At 62.7% G+C, this 21,473-nt stretch carries 14 protein-coding genes; 7 read left to right on the forward strand and 7 right to left on the reverse strand.

From position 1 onward, the window contains the following. Positions 1-18 precede the first annotated feature (18 nt). Positions 19-1,161 carry an alkene reductase gene (locus FXN63_RS09565; RefSeq protein ID WP_148814440.1) on the forward strand — a complete coding sequence of 381 codons (1,143 nt, stop codon included), beginning with the start codon at positions 19-21 and terminating at the stop codon, positions 1,159-1,161. After that, the gene (locus tag FXN63_RS09570; protein ID WP_246165090.1) at positions 1,158-1,673 is read left to right on the forward strand and encodes a nuclear transport factor 2 family protein; all 516 of its coding nucleotides are present in this window, start codon (positions 1,158-1,160) and stop codon (positions 1,671-1,673) included. Before FXN63_RS09565 ends, FXN63_RS09570 begins: the two co-directional genes overlap by 4 nt. An 89-nt stretch (positions 1,674-1,762) precedes the next feature. On the opposite strand, the gene FXN63_RS09575 is transcribed toward FXN63_RS09570, so the two are convergent. Then, complete coding sequence (locus FXN63_RS09575) at positions 1,763-3,658, reverse strand: amidase (RefSeq protein ID WP_222864018.1); 1,896 nt, start codon at positions 3,656-3,658, stop codon at positions 1,763-1,765. Positions 3,659-3,966: 308 nt separating this feature from the next. On the opposite strand from FXN63_RS09575, the gene FXN63_RS09580 reads away from it, so the two are divergent. Next, positions 3,967-5,580, forward strand: a complete 1,614-nt coding sequence (locus FXN63_RS09580; protein WP_148814441.1) for a GGDEF domain-containing protein — start codon at positions 3,967-3,969, stop codon at positions 5,578-5,580. 168 nt (positions 5,581-5,748) lie between these two features. On the opposite strand, the gene hpnE is transcribed toward FXN63_RS09580, so the two are convergent. From hpnE to hpnC, 3 genes are read right to left on the reverse strand one after another with little or no spacing between them, the layout of a single operon-like run. Then, positions 5,749-7,257 carry a hydroxysqualene dehydroxylase HpnE gene (hpnE, locus tag FXN63_RS09585; protein WP_246165091.1) on the reverse strand — a complete coding sequence of 503 codons (1,509 nt, stop codon included), beginning with the start codon at positions 7,255-7,257 and terminating at the stop codon, positions 5,749-5,751. Beyond that, the gene (gene hpnD, locus FXN63_RS09590; RefSeq protein WP_148814442.1) at positions 7,254-8,117 is read right to left on the reverse strand and encodes a presqualene diphosphate synthase HpnD; all 864 of its coding nucleotides are present in this window, start codon (positions 8,115-8,117) and stop codon (positions 7,254-7,256) included. The genes hpnE and hpnD overlap by 4 nt, the downstream gene beginning before the upstream one ends. Next, a complete protein-coding gene (gene hpnC / locus FXN63_RS09595; RefSeq protein ID WP_148814443.1) occupies positions 8,114-8,995 on the reverse strand; it encodes a squalene synthase HpnC in 882 nt (293 codons plus the stop codon). The genes hpnD and hpnC overlap by 4 nt, the downstream gene beginning before the upstream one ends. 345 nt (positions 8,996-9,340) lie before the next feature. Here hpnC and FXN63_RS09600 point away from each other — a divergent pair, with 345 nt between their 5' ends. From FXN63_RS09600 to radA, 4 genes are all read left to right on the forward strand, one after another. After that, positions 9,341-10,495, forward strand: coding sequence for an efflux RND transporter periplasmic adaptor subunit (locus FXN63_RS09600; RefSeq protein WP_187395157.1), 1,155 nt, complete (start codon positions 9,341-9,343; stop codon positions 10,493-10,495). 13 nt (positions 10,496-10,508) lie between these two features. Further along, a complete protein-coding gene (locus tag FXN63_RS09605) occupies positions 10,509-13,688 on the forward strand; it encodes an efflux RND transporter permease subunit (RefSeq protein ID WP_148814445.1) in 3,180 nt (1,059 codons plus the stop codon). Between the two features lie 100 nt (positions 13,689-13,788). Beyond that, positions 13,789-14,898 (forward strand): alanine racemase, encoded by a 1,110-nt coding sequence (gene alr / locus FXN63_RS09610; RefSeq protein WP_148814446.1) that lies wholly within the window; start codon positions 13,789-13,791, stop codon positions 14,896-14,898. A gap of 3 nt (positions 14,899-14,901) precedes the next feature. Further along, entirely contained in the window at positions 14,902-16,266 is a 1,365-nt protein-coding gene (gene radA / locus FXN63_RS09615; protein WP_148814447.1) for a DNA repair protein RadA, read from the forward strand. 145 nt (positions 16,267-16,411) lie between these two features. Here radA and FXN63_RS09620 read toward each other — a convergent pair whose 3' ends face one another. From FXN63_RS09620 to FXN63_RS09630, 3 genes are all read right to left on the reverse strand, one after another. Next, positions 16,412-18,307: a tetratricopeptide repeat protein gene (locus FXN63_RS09620; protein WP_148814448.1), complete on the reverse strand. Its 1,896-nt coding sequence runs from the start codon at positions 18,305-18,307 to the stop codon at positions 16,412-16,414. Beyond that, on the reverse strand, positions 18,304-19,560 hold the full coding sequence (locus FXN63_RS09625; protein ID WP_148814449.1) for a glycosyltransferase: 1,257 nt from the start codon (positions 19,558-19,560) through the stop codon (positions 18,304-18,306). Before FXN63_RS09625 ends, FXN63_RS09620 begins: the two co-directional genes overlap by 4 nt. Positions 19,561-19,667: 107 nt before the next feature. Further along, complete coding sequence (locus tag FXN63_RS09630; protein WP_148814450.1) at positions 19,668-21,437, reverse strand: PTS fructose-like transporter subunit IIB; 1,770 nt, start codon at positions 21,435-21,437, stop codon at positions 19,668-19,670. Between the last annotated feature and the right edge of the window lie 36 nt (positions 21,438-21,473).

Genomic DNA, 21,473 nt, shown 5'->3' on the forward strand with positions numbered 1-21,473 from the left:
ATGCAAAGAAGCTGAGCAATGACCCTGATTTTTGATTCCTACGACCTGGCCGGTTTGCAGTTGCCTAACCGCATCGTCATGGCACCCATGACCCGGGCCCGCGCCCCCGAGGGCATCCCGGACGATATGACAGTGCTGTACTACCGTCAGCGGGCCAGTGCCGGACTCATCATCAGCGAAGGCGCGCCGGTATCCACGGAAGGGCGTGGATACCTGTTCAATCCTGCGCTGCATACCGCCGAGCAGGCGGCAGGGTGGCGGCGCGTGACCGATGGGGTGCACAGCGAAGGCGGGCGCATTTTTGCTCAGCTTTGGCATGTGGGCCGCCTGTCGCATACGTCTTTGCAGGTGGATGGGCGTGCACCCGTATCGTCAACGGCAACCCGCTCGGCAACCGCCAAGGCCTTCGCCTACGACGAGAACGGCGCGCCCGCCATGGTGCCCGTGAGCGCACCTCGTGCTTTGGCGACTGATGAGATTGCACGTGTTACGCAGGACTTCGTTCGGGCGGCACAGCTGGCGATCGATGCCGGCTTCGATGGTGTCGAAATTCACGGCGCAAACGGTTATCTGTTCGAGCAATTTCTTAACGGCGGTGTCAACGACCGAACCGACCGATACGGTGGCTCGATCCCCAATCGCTTGCGCTTTTTGCTTGAAACCTTCGATGCGATTGCCGCTGCAATCGGTTCGCATCGTGTAGGCATTCGCATCTCGCCGTTCGGACGGCTGTACGACATGCCTGCTTTTGAGGGCGAGGCCGATACGTGGCTGGCCCTGGCCGAAGCCCTGGCACCACGCAAGCTGGCCTACGTGCATCTCAGCGACCAGCTTTCGCTGGGCTGCGAAAAGATTCCGAGCGACTTCAGTGCGGCATTCCGGCGCGCCTATCCGGGTACCCTGATCGCAGCGGGCAACTTCGATAAAGCGTCTGGCGAACGCGCGCTGCAGTCGGGCGAGCTTGATCTGATCGCCTTCGGCCGACCGTTCATCTCAAACCCGGACCTGGTCGAACGCATGAGGCACGATTGGCCAATCGCACCCGCAGACCGCGCAACGTTCTACGGCAGCAGCGGTGCAAAAGGCTATACCGATTACCCGCGTTATCAGCCTGCGGCACTGCCCCAAGATGCGGATGTTTCCTTGGTGAACCCGGCATGATGCAAACACATCAACGCTTGGATGCCGGGGCGGACGACAAGCTGAAGGCGGTGCTTGACCGAGAGGAAATCCGCAATCTGCGCAGCCTGTACGCCCACTTCCTGGACGGCAATCTGCTGGACCGTCTGGACGACATCTTCACGGTGGATGCGGTGGCAGATACGGGCCGTGGTCAGTGGAACGGGCGGCAAGAGATTCGCGATGGATTGCGCGCCGCTTTTCAGGAGTACGACCGTGATGGCCAGGGTCGTTATCCGTTCATGCACGCCGTGACCAATCACTGGATCGAGATACTGGGGCCGGATATCGCCGAGGGGCGTTGCTACCTGATCGATTTCGAGACCGCGTCCAAGCCTGATCCCAATCCGCTTTTGCTGCTTGGCATCTACGCCGACGAGTACAAGCGCGTCGATGGCAACTGGCGCATCAGCCGGTCTCGTCTCGAACACATCTGGCCGCAGCGCAATGGCGGGGGCGGCACGCCAGGAGACGGGTTGGTCCTTCCTGAGTAGAAGGCTGGGTGTTTGTTGGGGCGAACATATCTGGCAGAGGTGCCGCCAGATATGCCCCGACACCTCAAGCCTTCAACGTGCTGATCCTGTCAGCCCGCCCTGACCAAACTCGCGTGCCCCGCACCCAGGGGCGCGCGGCGCGTGTACAGGTGCACGTGCAAGTTGCCCTGGGCAAGCGCGGCCAACTGGTCGGCGCGCAACGACACCTCGCCGCTGGCAGCCTGCTTACCGGCCTTCAGCAAGGTCAGCTGCACGGGGCCGGCGTGTCCGTCTGTCCAGCGCTGCAAGGTCAGTGCAATCACGGCATCGTCATCGGCGTGGTTGACGGCGGCATTGAAGCGCATCACTCCTGTGGTGGGGTCGATGTCGTAACGCAGGCTGGCCGATGCACCGCCTGCGGTGGTGGCGTCGATCTGCGCAATCCCGCTGCGTGATCGTGGCGCGCGGCCATTAACCAAGGGCGGGGTCGAGAACGGTGCGCGGCGCGGCTGGATCGCGCGTTCCCAGTGCAAGGCATAGTTCAACAGGTCTTGCTCGGCATAGGCCTTGCCCAGCATGTCGATGCCAACGGGCACGTAGTCAGCCGTGAACCCCGCCGGCATGCACAGCGCGGGCAAGCCGCTGCCCGGGCTGAGCGGGCAATTCAGTTCCGACTGGATCTCGCCGATGATCACGGGTTTTTTGCGCAGCATCGGGTACACCAGCACCTCGACACCATTAGTCTGCATGGCCTCGTCGACCGCATGGCGCAGTTCGATGCGTTTGGCCAGGCCGGCCTGATAGGCTGCCTCGTCGCGCTGCGATGCCACATTGCGGCGGCGGAAAATGCCATCCAATTGTTCTTGGTTCAAGCCCAGATCCAGAATCTGCGTAAGTGAACCGACAGGGGCGTCTTCGTGCCTCGCCAGATAATCCGCCAGGTCGAATTTGAATTCGTGATGAATCACGTTGCTGTCGCGCATCAACGCCATCAGGTTCGGAATATGCACGTCTACCGCAATCGCCCCCAGGGCTTCCATGCTGCGGATTGCACGGCGGACGATGGTCGATACTTCGTCTTCATCAGCATGTTCACCGAAAAAATCATGCAGCACGCCGATACGCAAGCCAACCAGCGCGTTGTCGCGCAGACCATCCAGATAAGAAGGCGGGATATGGGCGTCGGCATCCAGGGTAGAAGCATCGTCCGGGTCGCCGCCAACGGTTGCATCAAGTACTGCTGCCAGATCGTGCACACAGCGCGCCATCGGGCCGGCGCTGTCCATGGTGCTGGACAGCGGAATGACGCCCGCGCGGCTGGATAAGCCACGCGTGACACGAATGCCCACCAGGTTCTGATTGGCAGCCGGCACGCGGATCGACCCGCTGGTGTCGCTGCCCATGCCGGCCGCAGCGAACGAGGCGGCCACCGCTGCGCCAGTGCCACCGCTTGAACCACCCGGCACGCGGCGCAGATCGTAGGGATTGCGGGTCGGGCCGGTCAGCGACGATGCGTTGGTAATGCCAGCCGCCAGTTCGTGCATGGTGGTCTTGCCCAGAATCACCGCGCCGGCCTTGCGCAACTTGGCAACCTGGAAGGCATCCCGGGCGGGTTGCAGGCTTGCCAGCGCCAACGAGCCGCCTGAGGTCGGCATGTCGGCGGTGTCGTAGTTGTCCTTGATCAGCAGGGGAATGCCATGCAGCGGGCCACGCGGGCCGCTGGTCTGGCGCTCGGCATCCAGCGCATCGGCAATGGCCTGGGCCTGGGGATTCACGGTAACGATGGCGTTGATGCCAGGCCCGTGCTGGTCGTAGGCGTTGATACGAGCCAAGTAGGCATCTACCAGTTCGCGCGATGTGGTGCGTCCGCTGCGCATGGCATCTTGCAATGCCGCAATCGAGGCTTCGTGAACGTTTATCTTGTTGCCGTCCCGGGACGCATCTGCTGCATCGTGATCGGCCGTGAGGAAAACGTCGGGCAGGGCGGGGAAAGCGGCAGAGGTCATGGGCGGCAATAAGCTGTTCAATGATGCGATGGACTTAAGTTATGCGCACGGGCTGCCGACATTATGAAAGGGGCGGACTTATCGTGTGGGCACTTCTTGCACAGGTACGTGTGGCTTACCTGCCTGCTATGTAAGTGCCAGAACCGAATATGCCGTCAAAACATCATTGCGGATTTCCGGGGCTGGTCGGCGCGGCGGCGCGCTGGCATCATCGTCTCAGGAAAGGCCGATAACCGTGGGCTAGCAGCTTGGTTTCGACACCGCCAGACAATGGCCGCTGATTGTTTTTCTTCACGCATCGCTGCGCCATGACCTATCCGCACAAACACGCCGATCTGTTGGCACACGCGCAGGCCTTGCTTCAGGCGGGCCAGGGCGAGGATGCATTGTCCAGTGCGCATGCCGCGCTGGAACAAGCTTGCGAGTCTGGCAAGATCCAGTCCCAGGCCGAGGCCATGCTGTGTCTGGCTTCCATCGAATTACGCCTGTTCGGCCGGTTTGCGCATGCGCTCGATTGGGCGCAGAACGCGGGCAGGGCGTTCGAACGGGCAGGTTTGGTCAGCGGCGAGTGCCAGGCCTTGTCTACCCAGGCGGTGGCCGCTGCACGGCTGGGGCACTACGGCCGTGCAATCGAAAACGCGCTGCTGGCGGTGCGTCTGGCGCGCTGGCAAGGCCTGGGGCGTGAGCAACTGCAGGCGTATCGGGCGGTGGGGTTGGCGGCCTTCAACGCGCGCAATTTCGACGAGGCACGCAACGCATACACGCTGGCGATCCAGCTTGCGCTACGCTGCGATCCGTCCATCAGCCCTTTCGAGCTGCACGTCGGACTGGCCGCCAATGCGGCGGCGCATTATTTCTGTGAACGCAGCCTGGGTGCGCAGGGGCCGCTGCAACCTATCCTCGATTCGTTGGCGCGCCATGTCGGCGATTGCCGCAGCCTGCTGGCTGCCGACGATGGTGACATCAGCCTGACGCCTGGCAGTCATGCCAACAATCTGATACTTGTGGCGACTACCGAGGCGCAGTTGCGGATCTGGCAGAACCGCCTGCCGCAGGCGCATGAATCGATGGCCGAGATGCTGACCCTGACCCGTCGCTTCGCGTTGCCGTGGCTGGCGGCTAGCGTGCAGTGGGTGCAGGCGGAATTGTTCCTGGCTGAAAACAAGCTGGTGCAGGCACGTGGCGCTGCCGCCAGCATGATCGAAGCGGCCAAAGCGCATGACTACGAATCCCTGACCTGGATCGGGCTGCAGCTTGCCAGCCACATCGACCACGTGCGTCAGGACGACAGCGCTGCCTTGCGTGCCTTGCAGGAATTGCTGCGCCGCGAGCAGTCCGCCCGTGCACGCAGCCTGGAAACACGTATTGAAGTCATCGACTGGCAGCTGGAATTGCGTCAAAGTCGTCTGAATCTGGCGCAGGCGGAAACCGATTCACGCTTGTTCGAACGCTTGGCCATGGAAGACCCACTGACGGGCCTGCCGAATCGACGCCACATTGAAAAAGCCTTGACCACCTGTCTGGCGGCGGCCAATGCGCCGCTGTGCGTCGCGCTGGTCGATGTGGATCGCTTCAAGCGGGTCAACGACGATTATTCCCATACCGTGGGCGACGCCGTGCTCAAGGCGATTGCTGGTTTGCTGCAAGGCGCGCTCAGGGAATGCGACTTTGTCGGGCGTTTGGGTGGGGATGAATTTGTGTTGCTGCTCGATGGCATCAGCATCGATGCCGCGCAGGACATCTGTTCGCGTATCGATCAGTCTGTTCGCACCCACGGCTGGGAGACCTTGGCGGCGGGTCTGAAGGTGACCTTGAGCATCGGGTTGACCGAGGCTTGCGCTGGCGACACCGCAGAGCACGTGCTGGCACGCAGCGATGATCAGATGTATGCGGTGAAACGGCGGGGCAGAGAACTGCACTAAGGGGTACACAGAAGGGATGACGTTGGCGCAGAACCTGCTGTGGCCGACGCTTTGGCAAACTGCCAGGACATCCGTTCGTGCCCCTTATCAGATTCCAGTCCGATCAGGCGGCACGAACGGTATGAACGACACGAACGGCACGAACGGCAAGAACGTGGCGTCGCGACCTTATTGCAGGCGCGACAGCGTCTTCTGCGCGGCTTTCACACCACTGCGCACCGCGCCTTCCAGTACCGACGGGTAACCGGTATCGGTCCAATCACCGGCAAACATGATGCGTTCCCATGGGCTGGCGACCCCTGGTCGGGCCAGGCCACGCACCGCAGCAAAGGTGGCGCGCTTGTCCACGAACAGCTCATAGGCGGCAATGGCAGGCAGCGGTTTGGCCGAGCGCGCCGCCCACTGTTCTCCCAACTGCGCCAGCAGCCCGTTGATGACCTCTTCACGTGACAGGCTGATCAGCTGTTCGCGTGCGCTGACGACAATGGTGAATTCGCCGTTGACCGGCGGCAGGCCCAGCAACGCACCGCGATCGAACACCCACTGCCCAAGATGCTGGCGCGCGGGATTTTCGTGCAGCATCATCATCGGTAGCGGCAGGCGTACCGGTGATGCAAAGCGCACATTCAGCGTTGCAATCGGCAGGTACTGGAAGGCATTGAGCTGTTCCAGCAGGTAGTCGACGTCCTGCATGTCGGCCAGCATGCGGCGCGTGGCCGATGGTGGTGTGGCCACGATCACCGCGTCGTGGCCGACGTAGTCCACGCCTTCGGCGGTCACGGTTTCCACCGCCACGCCACCTTCGATCAAATGCAGCTTCTGCACTTTCACGCCATAACGCATGTTGCAGCGTTTGACGGCGGCATCTGCCCACAGCGCCGACAGGTCGGTACGCGGGATCAGCAAGTCGCTGTTTTCAGTTGCGCCATCCAAACTGTCACGCAGCACCCGCGCAAAGATCACGGCGCTGGCCTGGGTGGCCGGCGTGTTCAGCGCGGCCAGGCACAGCGGTTCCCACAGCAACTGCATGCTGCGCGGCGTCTGGCCCAGGCTGCGCATCAGGTCGGCCACGGTATGGGTGTTGTCGACCGCCCAACTGCGTTGGCGCAGTCTGGCCATGCCGATGATCGCCTTCAGACGATCGCCCACGCCCAGTCCCTGCGCCGTAGCCAAGGCCATCACGCCGTGCCAGGGAGCATTCATGCGCGGGGCGTGCAGGCGAAAGCGCCCGTCGAGCGCCTGAAGCGTCAGCGGAATGCGGCGCAGCAGCTTGTCGGGGTTCTGCCCCAGACGGCGCATCAGCGCCAGGGTCTGGGTGTAGGCACCCAGCATCAGGTGCTGGCCGTTGTCCATCGGGCGCACACTGGCATTGCTGTGGTTGTCGACCCGCCGCGCGCGGCCGCCTGGGGTATGGCTGGCCTCGTAGACGGTGACCTCGATGCCTGCGTCGCACAGGTCGGATGCCGCCGCCAGCCCGGCCCAGCCTGCGCCGATGATGCCAACGCTGACGGCGCGATGGCCGTTGTCTTCTTCCGCTGGCGGTGGGGCTTCTGGTTCTGGCTCGGGCTCAGATTCCGGTGTGGCCGGTACTGCGTTGGGATCGCTTGCGCCCGCATCGGACATCCGCGCCAGAATGGCGAGGTCCTCATCGGTCATGTCGGCGTTGTGGCGGTTCATCCTCGCAGCTTCCTTACCAGCGGCCTGCCGCCGCTTACATAGGTTTTCCAGGCCAGCCACAGCTTGCGCACCGGCGTAAGCGATATGCGCTGATGCAACACCTGATAGTTGTCACGCTCGATCTCGTCGAGCAGGGCGTAATAGATCGCGGCCATCATCAGACCGGTGCGCTGCGCGCGAATATCGGCGTCGGGCAGGGCACGCATCGCGTCGCGATAGGCGTCGCGGGCACGCGCCACCTGGAAACGCATCAGGTCCGGGAAACCATCGGCATACCGGGCGTTGAGAATGTCGGCGGCTTTGACGTTGAACTGCTGCAACTCGTTGACCGGCAGATAGATGCGGCCACGGCGCGCATCGTCGCCCACGTCGCGAATCACGTTGGTCAGCTGGAACGCCAGGCCCAGCTTGTCGGCGAATTCCAGGGTGCGCGGATCGGTGTAGCCAAAAATGCTGGCCGACAGTTCACCCACCACACCAGCCACGTGCCAGCAGTACTTGCGCAGCGCCGGGTAATCCAGATAACGGCTCTGGCTCAAATCCATTTCCATGCCATCGATGATGGCTTGCAGACGTGTGCGCGTCATGTCACAGGACACGATGTGCGGCTGCATGGCCTTGGTCACCGGGTGGGTGGGCGCGCCTTCGAACATGCGGTCGATCTCGCTGCGCCACCAGGCCAGCTTGATATGGGCGACCGATTCGTCGCTGACTTCGTCGACCACATCGTCGACTTCGCGGCAAAAGGCGTACAGCGCGGTGATCGCACGGCGACGTTCGGGGGGCAGGAACAGGAAGCTGTAATAGAAGCTCGATCCGCTCTTGGCGGCCTTGTCCTGGCAGTACTCATCAGGCGTCATGGTTGTGGCGTCTTGAACGTCTCGGGGGCGTCAGTCAGAGGCCGTGCGGGCAACCAGCGCCACGCATGCCAGATTATCCAGGCCCAGTCACGGGGGCCAAGCGTCGGGCGGGCGCGGAACACGTCGTAATCCGCGCGTTCGATGCGGTGGAGAATCCGCAAGCCGCCCATCACCACCAGGCGCAACTCCCAGCCAATTCGGCCCGGAAGCCGCCGCGCCAGTGGGGCGCCGCAGTGTAACAGTGCCCGGGCGCGCGAGACCTCGAATTGCATCAATGCGCGCCATCGATCGTCAACCTGTTGCGCGGCGATATCGGACTCGGAAACACCGAAGCGCGCCAGGTCTTCCTGTGGCAGATAAACCCGCTGTTTGTCCCAGTCGATGGCCACGTCCTGCCAGAAGTTCACCAGTTGCAGGCCGGTGCAGATAGCTGACGATTCCGCCAGGTTCTGCGGCGTGGCGGCACCGTATAAGTGCAGCATCAGTTCGCCAACCGGGTCGGCAGAGCGCGCGCAGTAGTCTTTCAGCGTGGCGAAGTCGGCGTAGCGAGTCTTCACCACGTCTTGACTGAAGGCCGACAACAACGCGTGCATCGGGGCAACCGGCAGGGCGTAATCACGTACTACCTGCGCCAGCGGATAGAAAACCGGGGCCAATGCACTGGCCTGATCCACTGGCAGCTGCCTCGCTTCAAGATTTCTTAATGCCCTGGTGTAATCATCCAGCGCCGCCAGCCGCGTTGCGGCATCTGCATCACCTTCGTCGGCAATGTCGTCGGCACTTCGCGCGAAGCGATACAAGGCGACCACGGCCGGACGCAGCCGTGCTGGCATCAGGACGGAAGCAACCGGGAAATTCTCGTAATGATCGACGGCCATGGAACATTGCTGGACAGGGGAAAGCGATGATACTGGCTCGATGCTGCATGGCGGCGAATTCCTTGCAGTATCACGCGCATGTTCACTTGGATGTTCAGTTAATGACTCGTCGGTCAGTTATAATCCTTGGGTTCAGAGCGGTGCGTGTATGAGTGCGTTCGTGGCGTATGTCGTCACCAACCGCGACATGCTGATTCCCTTGTCACCAGGTTCTCTTTCAGTACAGAACCCAGTAAGTGGTGCCACCCGCCCACGCGTTCATTCCACCTCATACCCATGACCCCCATGCCGCCCCGATTTGCGATTCCCGAACCCCATCAACATGGTTTTTCTGGAAGACACGGGGTGCGCGGCGTCGTCGCCGTGCTGGCCTTGATCGTGCTTGCTGCATGCAGTCGTGAGACGCCTGTTGCACCGGAACCACCGCGTCCGTTGCGCACCTTGGTGTTGCATGCGCAGCAAATCAACTTGGTTGGTGAATTTCCTGGGCAGGTGCAGCCGCGCGTTGAATCAGGCCTGGGCTTCCAGGTGGCGGGCCGAATCGTGGCGCGATCGGTACAACTGGGCCAACGCGTGAAGCGGGGAGACATCCTGGCGCGCATCGATCCGGCCGATCTGCGCCTGGCGGAAAACTCGGCGCGTGCGCAGCTGTCCGCTGCAGAAGTGGATCGCAAACAAGCACAGGCCGACCTGGTGCGCTACCGCGAACTGCGCGATCGCGGGTTCATCAGCGCGGCCGAGTTCGAGCGCCGCCAGGCTACGGTCGATGCCGCCATTGCCCGGTCTGCACAAGCAACGGCCGGTCTGGATGCGCAGCGCAATCAGTCTGCCTACACCAGCTTGAAAGCCACGGCCGATGGCGTAGTCACCGGTATCGATGCCGAGGCAGGGCAGGTGGTCAGTGCCGGCCAAGTGGTGGTGCGCATTGCTGAAACCGCCGACAAGGAAATCGCGTTCCAGATTCCCGAGAACCGCCTGGCCCAGATCCAGGCGATTGGTACAGGCGAGGTCCAGTTGTGGTCTGGCGGCGCGCCGCTGCGGGGCAATTTGCGCGAAGTGTCGCCGTCGGCTGACCCTGCCACCCGCAGTTTTGCCGCGCGTCTGAGCTTGCCGCAGGCCCCTGCCGATCTGGGGTTCGGCATGACGGCCACCGTGCGTTTCAGCGCCCGCAATGCACAGCCTGCGTCGCGGATTCCTTTGTCGGCGCTGTTGCGCGCAGAAGATCAGACCTGGGTCTGGACGCTGGATGGCAAGGACATGAGCGTGCATCGCCGGCCCGTGCGGGTAGCCACCGTCGGTGACACCGACGTAGTGCTGGCCGAGGCACTGCCCGACGGCATCGAGATTGCCACTGCCGGGGTGCATTTGTTGCATGAAGGCCAGGTCGTGCGTCGTCTGTCGTCGGCGACGCAAGATGCCAACGCGCCGGCAGCGCCCGCTGCGTCCCTGATGCCGCCTGCCGGGAATGCCGCTGCGGCAGCCCCCGCCACGGCACCTTGAACGGGCGGCCTCGATGACTGAACGTAATTCCGAAGCGGGCAAAGGCACGCCAGACACCGCTGAAACATCTACTACCAGCACCCGTCGCAGCAGCTTCAATCTGTCCCGCTGGGCACTGGAACATCAGCCGCTGGTGCGTTACCTGATGGTGGTGTTGCTGCTGGCCGGCGTCTTTTCCTACTTTCAGCTTGGTCAGGACGAAGACCCACCATTCACCTTCCGGGCGATGGTGGTGCGCGCTTACTGGCCGGGGGCCACGGCACAGCAGGTTGCCGAACAGGTCAGCGACCGCATCGAACGCGCCTTGCAGGACGTGCCTTACGCCGACAAGATCCGCACCTACGCCAAGCCCGGCGAAACCTTCGTGGTCATGCAGCTGAAAGAATCCTCGAAGGCAAGCGAGGTGGGGCAGAGCTGGTACCAGGCACGCAAGAAGGTCGGTGACATCGCCGGCACCTTGCCGGCCGGAGTGATCGGGCCGTACTTCAACGACGAGTTCGGCGACACCTTCGGCGTGATGTTCGCGTTCTCGGCCGACGGCTTCACCTATGGCGAATTGAAGGACTACGTTGACGACGTGCGCCAGCAGTTGTTGCGCGTTAAAGACGTCGCCAAAGTCGAATTGTTCGGCGTGCAGGACGAGAAAATCTATATAGAGATGTCCAGCCGCCAGATGGCGCAGCTTGGCGTGTCTGTCGATCAGATCGCCGCGCAGATCAATGCGCAGAACGCCATCGGTGCGTCCGGCACGCTGACCTTGCCCGCTGAAACGCTATGGGTACGGGTCACTGGCGAGGTCACTCAGCTGGACACGCTGCGTGACCTGCCCATTCATGCCAACTCGGGCAATGTGCGCCTGGGTGACATCGCAAAGATCAGCCGTGGTTTTGTCGACCCGCCGCTCAGCAAAATGCGCTTTGGCACCTCGGCCGGCAGCCAGGAGGTCATCGGTCTGGGCGTGTCTATGGCACGCGGTGGTGACGTGATCGGCTTGGGCAAGAACCTGGATGCCGCCGAAAAACGCATCAACACCGGCCTGCCGGTAGGCATCCAGATGCGCAAGATTTCCGACCAGCCGCGCACGGTGGCCTCGTCGGTCAATGAATTTGTGCAGACGCTGATCGAAGCCGTGGTGATCGTGCTGGCCGTCAGTTTCCTGGCGCTGGGCATGCACACCAAACCCTTCCGCATCGATATCCGTCCGGGCCTGGTGGTGGGTCTGACGATTCCGCTGGTGCTGGCCGTGACCTTCCTGTTCATGTCGGTCATGGGCATCAACCTGCACAAGATTTCTCTGGGGGCGCTGATCATCGCGCTTGGCCTGCTGGTCGACGACGCGATCATTGCGGTCGAGATGATGGTGCGCAAGATGGAAGAGGGCATGGACCGCGTGTCTGCCGCCAGCTTCACCTACGAGTCCACCGCGTTTCCGATGCTGACCGGCACCTTGATCACGGTGGCGGGTTTCTTGCCGATTGCGCTGGCGAAATCGACGGCGGGCGAATACACCTTCTCGATTTTTGCGGTCACGGCGCTTGCGCTGATCCTGTCCTGGCTCGCAGCGGTGATTTTTGTGCCCTACCTGGGTTACCTGTTGCTGCGGGTCAAGCCCCATACCCCAGGCGATCACAGTCAGGACGTGTTCGATACCCGCTTCTACCGGGGCCTGCGTCGAACGGTGGATTGGTGTGTGCGTTTTCGCTGGATCACCATCGGCGTGACCGTCGTCGCACTGGCGCTGGGGGCCTTCAGCTTCAAGTTCATCGAGCAGCAATTCTTCCCCGATTCCAACCGGCCCGAGCTGGTCGTAGACCTGTGGCTGCCCGAAGGTTCCAGCTTTGCGGCAACGGAAGCTGAAGCCAAGCGCCTGGAAACCTGGCTGTCGGCGCAGCCGGAATTGGAGGGCTACATCAGCTGGCTGGGCGTCGGCACACCGCGCTTCTACCTGCCCTTGGATCAGCAGTTCAATCAGCTGAATCTGGCCCAGCTGGTGGTGACGCCGCACGACCTGAAAGCGCGCGACATTCTGCGTGCCAAGCTGGAAAAGCTGTTCCAGGAAGACTTTCCCAATCTGCGCGGCCGGGTGAAGCTCTTGTCCAGCGGCCCGCCAGTGCCTTACGCGGTGCAATTCCGCGTGCAAGGCCCGGACATGGCGGTGGTGCGCAAGATGGCCGATCGTGTGAAGCAGGTCATGTACGACAACCCGAACACCGTGGGTGTGAACGACAACTGGAACGAGCCGGTGAAGGTCTTGCGCCTGGATATCGACCAGGACAAGGCGCGTGCGCTTGGCGTGACCACGCAGTCCTTGCAGCGCACGGCGCAGACGCTGTTGTCGGGCGCGCCGATTGGCACCTTCCGCGAAAACGACAAGCTGATCGACATCGTCATCCGCCAGCCGGCTGACGAACGTGCCGCCATGACCCGCCTGGCAGATGCCAGCGTGCCCACATCCAATGGCCGTTTTGTGTCGCTGACCCAGGTGGCCAGCATCAAGCTGGTATGGGAACCGGGCGTGATCTGGCGGCAGAATCGCGATTACGCGGTCACGGTGCAAAGCGAGGTTCGCCAGGGCATCCAAGGGCCGACCGTCACCGCACAGATCAATCCCAAGCTTGACGCCCTGCGTGCTGAACTGCCGGACGGCTACCAGATTGCGGTGGCGGGTGCGACGGAAGAGTCCAGCAACGCCCAGGCGTCCATCGTGGCCAACGTGCCTTTGATGCTGTTCATCGTGCTGACCTTGCTGATGCTTCAGCTGCACAGCTTCTCGCGCGCACTGATGGTTTATCTGACCGGGCCGCTGGGCATCATCGGGGCAGCGCTTGCACTGCTGCTGTTGCGCGCGCCTTTCGGTTTTGTCGCTCAGCTTGGGGTGATCGCCTTGCTGGGCATGATTATCCGCAACTCGGTGATTCTGGTTGACCAGATCGAGCAGCACGTGCGCGAAGGCGAACATGTCTGGCATGCGATTGTGGAATCCGCCGTGCGGCGCGCCCGACCGATCATCTTGACGGCCGCTGCTGCCGTACTGGCCATGATTCCGCTGTCGCGCAGCATTTTCTGGGGACCGATGGCGGTGGCCATCATGGGTGGCTTGATCGTGGCCACCTTGTTGACGCTGCTGTTCCTGCCTGCCTTGTATGCGGCTTGGTTCCGGGTAAAACGCCCGACCGAGGCGGAGACGGCGTAAACCAATAGGCATCTACCGAAACCCGCCGAATCAACACCACGCGAATCAGGACAAACTGAACCAGACGATCCGAAGCAAAGACGGCGTAAACTTCTCGACCATGCCTCGTCCCATATCCGCCTCCATTTCGCGTGCCGCATTTGCGCACAATCTTGCGACCGTCCGTCGCCATCTTGCGGCCGCTGCCGCCACTGCCGGGAACGCGCCGCCGCGTATCTGGTCGGTGATCAAGGCCAATGCCTACGGGCATGGCATCGAGCGCGCCGTCGCGGGCTTCTCCGAGTCAGACGGGCTGGCCATGCTGGATTTGAACGAAGCGGTACGGTGCCGCGAAGCTGGCTGGGTCGGTCCCATCTTGCTGCTGGAAGGTTTCTTCCAGCCGGCCGATCTGGACTTGGTCAGCCGTTACCACCTGACTGTGTCGATCCATTGCGACGAACAACTGCGCATGCTGGAAGCCGCCCGCTTCAGCCGCCCGGTCGATGTGTTCGTGAAGCTCAACAGCGGCATGAACCGGCTTGGCTTCAAAGGCGGCTATTTCCTGGCGGCCCACCGTCGCCTGAGCGCCTTGCAGCAAAGTGGTGTGGTCGGTTCAGTAGGGTCGATGACGCACTTCGCCACGGCCGACGGCCCGGAAGGCATTGCCGATCAGGCCACCCGTTTCCGTGCGGCGGTCTCTGGTCTCGAAGGCCCCTTGAGCCTGTGCAATTCTGCCGCCACGCTGCGTTTCCCTGAATATGCGGCTGACTGGGTACGACCCGGTGTCGCCTTGTACGGCGCGTCTCCCTTCAATGACCAGACTGCCGAGCAGTTCGGTCTGCGCCCGGTCATGACGCTGCGTTCCGAATTGATCGGCACGCAGACGCTGGACGCTGGCGAAGCCGTGGGCTACGGCCATCGCTATCGTGCCGAACGCGGTACGCGGATCGGGGTGGTGGCCTGCGGTTATGCCGACGGGTATCCGCGCCACGCACCCACCGGCACACCGATCGTGGTGGGCGGCGTGCGCACGCAAACCATCGGACGTGTGTCGATGGACATGCTGGCGGTGGACCTGAGCAATGTGCCTGACGCCGTGGTGGGAACGCCTGTCGTTTTGTGGGGCGAGGGTGGCCCGTCGGTAGACGAGGTGGCACAGGCCGCCGACACCATTGGCTATGAACTGCTTTGCGCCCTGGCTCCGCGCGTCCCCGTGCACGGGGTGGATTGATTCATGGCCAAGGCAAAAACGGTATACACCTGCACCGAGTGCGGTGGCACCAACCCGAAATGGGAAGGCAAGTGCCCGCACTGCGGTTCCTGGAACACCCTGGTCGAAGGGATTGCAGAAGCATCGGGCGCGGGTGCCGCGCATCGTTACGCACCGCTGGCAGCCAGTGCCCCGGTCCGCAAGCTGTCCGAAATCACGGCCCGCGAAGAGCCGCGCTTCTCCACCGGCATCGATGAGTTCGATCGGGTGCTGGGCGGCGGCATGGTGGCCGGTGCAGTGATCCTGATCGGCGGCGATCCGGGCATTGGCAAGTCGACACTGCTGCTGCAAGCCGTGGCTGCCTTGTCGGCCAGCCGTAAGGTTTTGTATGTCACGGGTGAAGAGTCTGCAGACCAGGTGGCTTTGCGCGCCACGCGCCTTGGTCTGGACAGCGGCGATGTGGCCTTGCTGCCCGAAATTCGCCTGGAAGCCATCCAGGCGGCGCTGACAGCAGAAGCGCCCTCAGTGGCCGTGATCGACTCGATCCAGACCATTTATTCCGACCAACTGACTTCTGCCCCCGGTTCCGTCTCGCAAGTACGTGAATGCGCGGCGCAACTGACCCGCATCGCCAAGCAAACCGGCACATCCATGGTGCTGATCGGCCACGTGACGAAGGAAGGCGCGCTGGCTGGTCCCCGTGTGCTGGAACACATCGTTGATACCGTGCTGTATTTCGAAGGCGATACGCATTCGTCCTACCGCTTGGTGCGCGCCATCAAGAACCGTTTTGGTGCCGTCAACGAGTTGGGCGTGTTCGCCATGACCGACCGGGGTTTGCGCGGCGTGGCGAACCCGTCGGCACTGTTCCTGTCGCAGCACGAAGAGCAGGTGCCGGGTTCCTGCGTGATGGTCACCCAAGAGGGCACGCGTCCGCTGCTGGTTGAAGTGCAGGCCTTGGTGGATACGGCCAACATGCCGAATCCGCGTCGTTTGTCGGTTGGCCTGGAAGGCAATCGACTGGCCATGTTGCTGGCGGTGCTGCATCGTCATGCGGGCGTGTCGGCTGCCGACCAAGACGTGTTCGTGAACGCCGTGGGTGGCGTTCGCATCAGCGAGCCGGCATCCGACCTGGCGGTGCTGGCGGCGATTGTTTCGTCCCTGCGCAACAAGCCTTTGCCGCGTGGCTTGATCGCGTTTGGTGAAGTCGGCCTGGCGGGAGAAATCCGCCCGGCACCGCGCGGCCAGGAACGTCTGCGTGAGGCGGCCAAACTGGGCTTCAGCATTGCGCTCATCCCCAAGGCAAACGCGCCGCGCACGCCGATCGAAGGGCTGGAAATATGGGCGGTGGATCGCCTGGATGCCGCGCTGGACAGACTGCGCGGCTGACCGGCCTGCACTACTGATCAATGCAGCAGTAGTGAAGGCCAAAGAATGATCAAGGGTGCTTCGGCACCCTTTTTTGTAGCCGCGTGCCTGGTGTTTCGATGCACCTTTGCTTGCCCTGTGGGCTTAATGGCTTGTCAGCCGCAGCTCAATCGAAGCGATGCTCATGCAGCGCGGCGTCTACCTGCTGGACAACACCCGCCCAGTCGCCGGGTGCCTGCTGGCGGAACAGTCGCAGGTGCGGATACCAGATGCTGCGGTCCTTAAGGCGTTCCAGCCAGCGCCAATCCGCATCCCATTCCAGCATGATCCAGGCAGGTTTGCCCATTGCACCAGCGAGGTTGGCGATGCCGGTGCAGGTGGTAATAAGCAAGTCCATTTGGTCGAGCACGCAGGCCGTGGCGGCCCAATCGTCGAGTGCTGAACCAAGCGCGGCGATGGGAGCTTGTGCAGCTGACATTTCGCCAGCCAGGGAAGCGGACAGGTCACCGCACAACTGCACTTCGGCGGCTCCTTTCTGCAGTGAATACCAAGCAATATCCTGCTGGGCGAGCAGGGGCTGGACTTGTGCAAACCGCATCGAGCGCTGCGCATCGCCGGCGTAGTCCGGGTTGCCGGCCCACACCAAACCCACGCGCGGGCGTTTGTCAGTACGCGCTGGCAAAATTGGCATCACCTCGCGTGGCGTGCGTAGGTAAGCCGTGGCGGGCAGATTGTCCGCACGTGTGCCCAGCCGATAAGGCAGTGACCCGATGGGGATATGCAGATCAAAGGCAGGCAGCGCATCACCGCGCCGCACGACTGCGTCAGCCATGCCTTGTGCCGCGATCAAGCCATGCAAGGCGTTATGCACTTCCACAATGACGCGTGCACCCAGTGCCCGCAGCTGCGGCAGAAAACGCAGAAACAGAACCTGATCGCCCTGGCCTTGCTCGGCATGAACAAACAAGGTCTTTCCCGCCAGCGGCTCTCCTGTCCATGCAGGTTGGTCAAAGCGCCGTGCCTTGGTCGGAAAGCCGGTGTGACGCCAGCGCCATTCGTATTCTCGAAAGCCCGCAATCAAGTCGCCTTGTGTCAGCAGCGAGCGGGCCAGGTTCCAGCGCGCAGTGCCGTTCTGCGGCTCGCGTGCAATGGTCTCGCCGTAGTCGTGCACCGCCTCATTCAGTCGGCCCATGAACTTCAGCAGGTTGGCGCGGTTGTAATGCGCCGCCGCCCGCGTTGGTTCCAACGCAATCGCCTGGTCATAAGCCGCAAGCGATGCATCGAAACGACCCAGGCGACGCAGGATTACGCCTCGGTTCACGTGGGCATTTGCGTGGGTCGGTGCCGCTACCGCAGCGCGCTCGCAGGCGGCCAGCGCGTCTTCCGCGCGGCCTACCGACAGCAGCAGCTTGCTCAGTTCCAGCAGGGCAGATTCGTTGGCGGGGCAGCGCGCGATGGCGGCATTGGTCAAGGCTTGGCAGCGTGCCGTATCGCCTTGCGCATGCAGCAAGACCGCCAAGTGTTGTTGAGCCTGCCTGTTGCCAGGAGCCAGATTCAAGACCGCCTCAAAGGCGAGCGCGGCCTCGGCAGGCCTGCGCTGCGCACGCAGAATTTCGCCACGTTCCATGTACAAATCGGCGAAGGTGCCGGGCATGGCCAGCCCTTGGTCGATCCATGACAAGGCCTGTTCAAGATCGCCGCGCCGCCGTGCACAAATCGCCAGTGCCCGGAAGCACCACGGATTGCCAGCACCTTGATCCAGCACGAGACGCGCCGCTGCTTCTGCGTCGGCCAGCATGCCGGCTGCAACGGCATAGCGGGCCACTCGTGCCACCACCTTCAGGTTGCCCGGCTGACGCGCGTAAACACTTTGCACCAAGGCATAAGCCGCTGCGTGTTTGTCCGCGCGAGCAAGCGCGTGCAATTGCCGGTCAAGCTCGTTCAGGTCGTGGGGTAGTGGGGGCGCTTGCACATGACTCGCGGACACGCCTGGTGGATGGTTGGCCGCGCCATTTTCCTGCGCCACCACAGGATGTGGTTCGTGGCTGCCGCGCATCGTCATGAGGTACTCGCCAGCGATATCGTCTCGGTGTCACGCGGGGGCAGTGCACCCGTTGCCAAGTCTTCCAGCAGCCGGCACAAGGTCGGCACGCATTGTCGCTGGTCGTAAGCCGACACAATGGTCGCCCTTGCCGCCGCCCGTAGCGGTCGTAATGCCTCGCGATTTTTCAAGGCATCTGCCAGCGTATCCGCCAGTGCGTTGGCATCGAAAAAGTCCGTCAGCAGCCCGTTTTCGCCATGACGAATCAGTTCACACACCGGTGCCGTATCACTGCCGATGACCAGGCAACCGGTGCTCATGGCTTCGGTCATCGACCACGACAGCACGAAGGGAATGGTCAGGTACATGTGCGCAGAAGACACCTGCAAGGCCCTCAGATAGTCGTCGTAGCCAAGCCTGCCGAGGAAGTGCGTGCGCAGCGGATCGAGATCGATTTCTTCCAGCAGCGTCTCTTTCCAGCTTCGCCCGTCGTCGGGCAAGCTGCCGTAACCCTTGCCATCGCCGCCGATGATGAGCACACGTGCCGACGCCCGCAAACCTTGCAGACGCGCGGCTGCACGCAGTGCGGTGGGTGTGCCGCGATAGGTATCCAGGTTGCGCGCCACATAGGTCACCACCTCGTCCTCGGGTGTCAGCACGATGCCGTTCGGCAAGGTGAAGCACGCTTGCGAGTCGGGCTTGAACATGTCGGTATCGATGCCCTCGTGCACCACGGAAATTCGGGCTTGCGCCTCGGCCGGGTACAAGGACTTCTGCCAGAAGGTGGGCGACACCCCCCAGTCCATCGCCGCCAGCGCAACATGCAGCCCCGTGTTGCGCGCACGAATCGCCATGCTGCTTTCGAGCGATGCCGGTTCCAGAAATCCGTGGTCTGCGCCGTGCGTGCGGTAGAAGTATTCGCAGTGGTGCAGCAAGGGTACGTGGGGAAACACGTCTTTGGCGAACATCGATTCGCCCCACGCCGGATGCGCGGCGATCACATCGGGTATGAAACCTTCCTGCTTCAACTGTTGCAAGACACGAGCCACCGCCAGGCCGTGGGCGACGAAGTTTGCGTACGCCTCGGCCGATGGTGCCGAATCACCCCGTTCGTGCTTGGCGTCCACGGTGTAGACCCGGAATTCCGCGCCAGGGATCTCGGCACGCCGATGCTTGCCGATGAGAATGACGCGGTGTAGCCCGCTTGCCGCAAGATGCCGCGCCACATGCCGCCACTGCCCCGGCGCGTTTTGGTGAATGAAGACGATATTCACGGGCTGTCCCGATATAGAGTTCGTCGTGCGCCGGGGAGCAGGGCTGGGGTGTCAGCCCCGGTTCCAGGTTTGGGTCCAGGTCCAGGTCCAGATCCAGATCCAGGTCCTTATGCGGGTGCAGAAACGGGGCTGACTTCTGCCGCCGCATCTTTCTTGATCACCGCATAGATCACTCCCGTGACCACGCTGCCTGCCGCGATTGCAGCCAGGTACAGCAAGGCAGGGGTGATCGCGCCCGGAATCAGCAACACGAACATGCCACCGTGCGGTGCGACAAGCTTGCAGCCGAAAAACATGCTCAGGGCACCCGTCAGGCCGCCGCCGATCAGGCTGGCGGGGATCACGCGCATCGGGTCCTTGGCGGCAAACGGAATCGCTGCTTCCGAGATGAAACACATGCCCAAGACCAGTGCCGCCTTGCCCGCATCACGCTCGCTCTGTGCGAACTTGCGGCGCGCCAGCAGGGTAGCGATGCCCATGCCGATCGGCGGCACCATGCCACCGGCCATCGCGGCAGCCATCGGGGAATAGCTCTGCGACGCCAGCAGGCCTACCGAGAACGCATAGGCGGCCTTGTTGATCGGTCCACCCAGGTCCACGCACATCATTGCGCCCAGCAACAGGCCCAACAACACGGCGTTCGACGTACCCATGGTGTCCAGGAAAGTTGTCAGGCCAGCCAGCGCTGCGGCTACCGGCTTGCCAACGATGTAGATCATCACCAGACCGGTGAACAGACTGGCCACCAGCGGGATGATCAAAATCGGTTTGAGCGCTTCCAGGCTGGTCGGCAGGCGCACCCAGCGGGTGATCGCAAGCGTCGCATAACCGGCAATGAAACCGGCTGCAATGCCGCCCAGGAAACCTGCGGCCAAGGTGCTGGCCAGCATGCCACCGATCATGCCCGGTGCCAGACCCGGACGGTCTGCGATGGAATACGCGATGTAACCCGCCAGCATCGGCACCATCAGCTTGAAAGCCGTGTCGCCGCCGATCTGCATCAGCGCGGCGGGCAGGGTGCCGGCTTCCTTGAAGGCTTCGATACCAAACACAAAGGACAGTGCAATCAGCAGGCCGCCTGCCACCACCATCGGCAGCATGAAGGACACGCCGGTCAGCAAGTGCTTGTAGACGCCGCGTTTCTCGCTGCTGGCACCGCTTGCCGCAGCGCTGCTCGTGCTGGATGCGCCAGCGCTTTCCTGCACCTTGGCTTCAAGCAGCGCGCGTTCAATCGTCTGCTTGGGCTGCTTGAGCGCCACGCTGGTGCCGCAGCGGAACACCCGCTTGCCTTTGAAGCGCGACAGGTCAACTTCGATGTCGGTTGCCAGCAGCACGATATCGGCGGCGGCAATGGTGGCCGCATCCAATACATTGCGGGCACCCACGGAGCCTTGCGTCTCGACCGAGATATCAACGCCCATCTGCCCGGCAGTGTGCTGCAAGGCTTCGGCCGCCATGAAGGTGTGCGCAACGCCCGTGGGGCATGCGGTCACGGCCACGATGCGGGGTGCCACAGCAGAGGCCGCTGGTGTTGCGGGTGCTCCGGTACTTGCCGATGCCTCTTCCTGCCACACCTTTGCGTCGCGGTCGGCGTTCTGCAAAAACGCCGCAGGGTCGGCAAGAGCTTCGGCCGGCGTGGCACGGTGTACGCGTTTGCCTTGGAAACGGGTCAACGGCAACGCGCCGGTATGCACGGCGACGACCAGATCGGCGTCGGCAATCTGCGCATCCGACAACAGGCCGTTGCCTTGTCCCGAGCCGTGGGTTTCCACATCTGCTCGCCAGCCAAGCCGCGTGGCGGCGGCAGCGAGCAAGCGGGCGCTCAAAATGGAAGTCACCTTGCCGTTTGGGCAAGATGTGATGATGACGACGTGCATGGACGACCTCTGCGTGAGGGATTCGGACTGGCGATC

It is taken from the genome of Pigmentiphaga aceris (assembly GCF_008119665.1).
Classification (GTDB): Bacteria; Pseudomonadota; Gammaproteobacteria; order Burkholderiales; family Burkholderiaceae_B; genus Pigmentiphaga; species Pigmentiphaga aceris.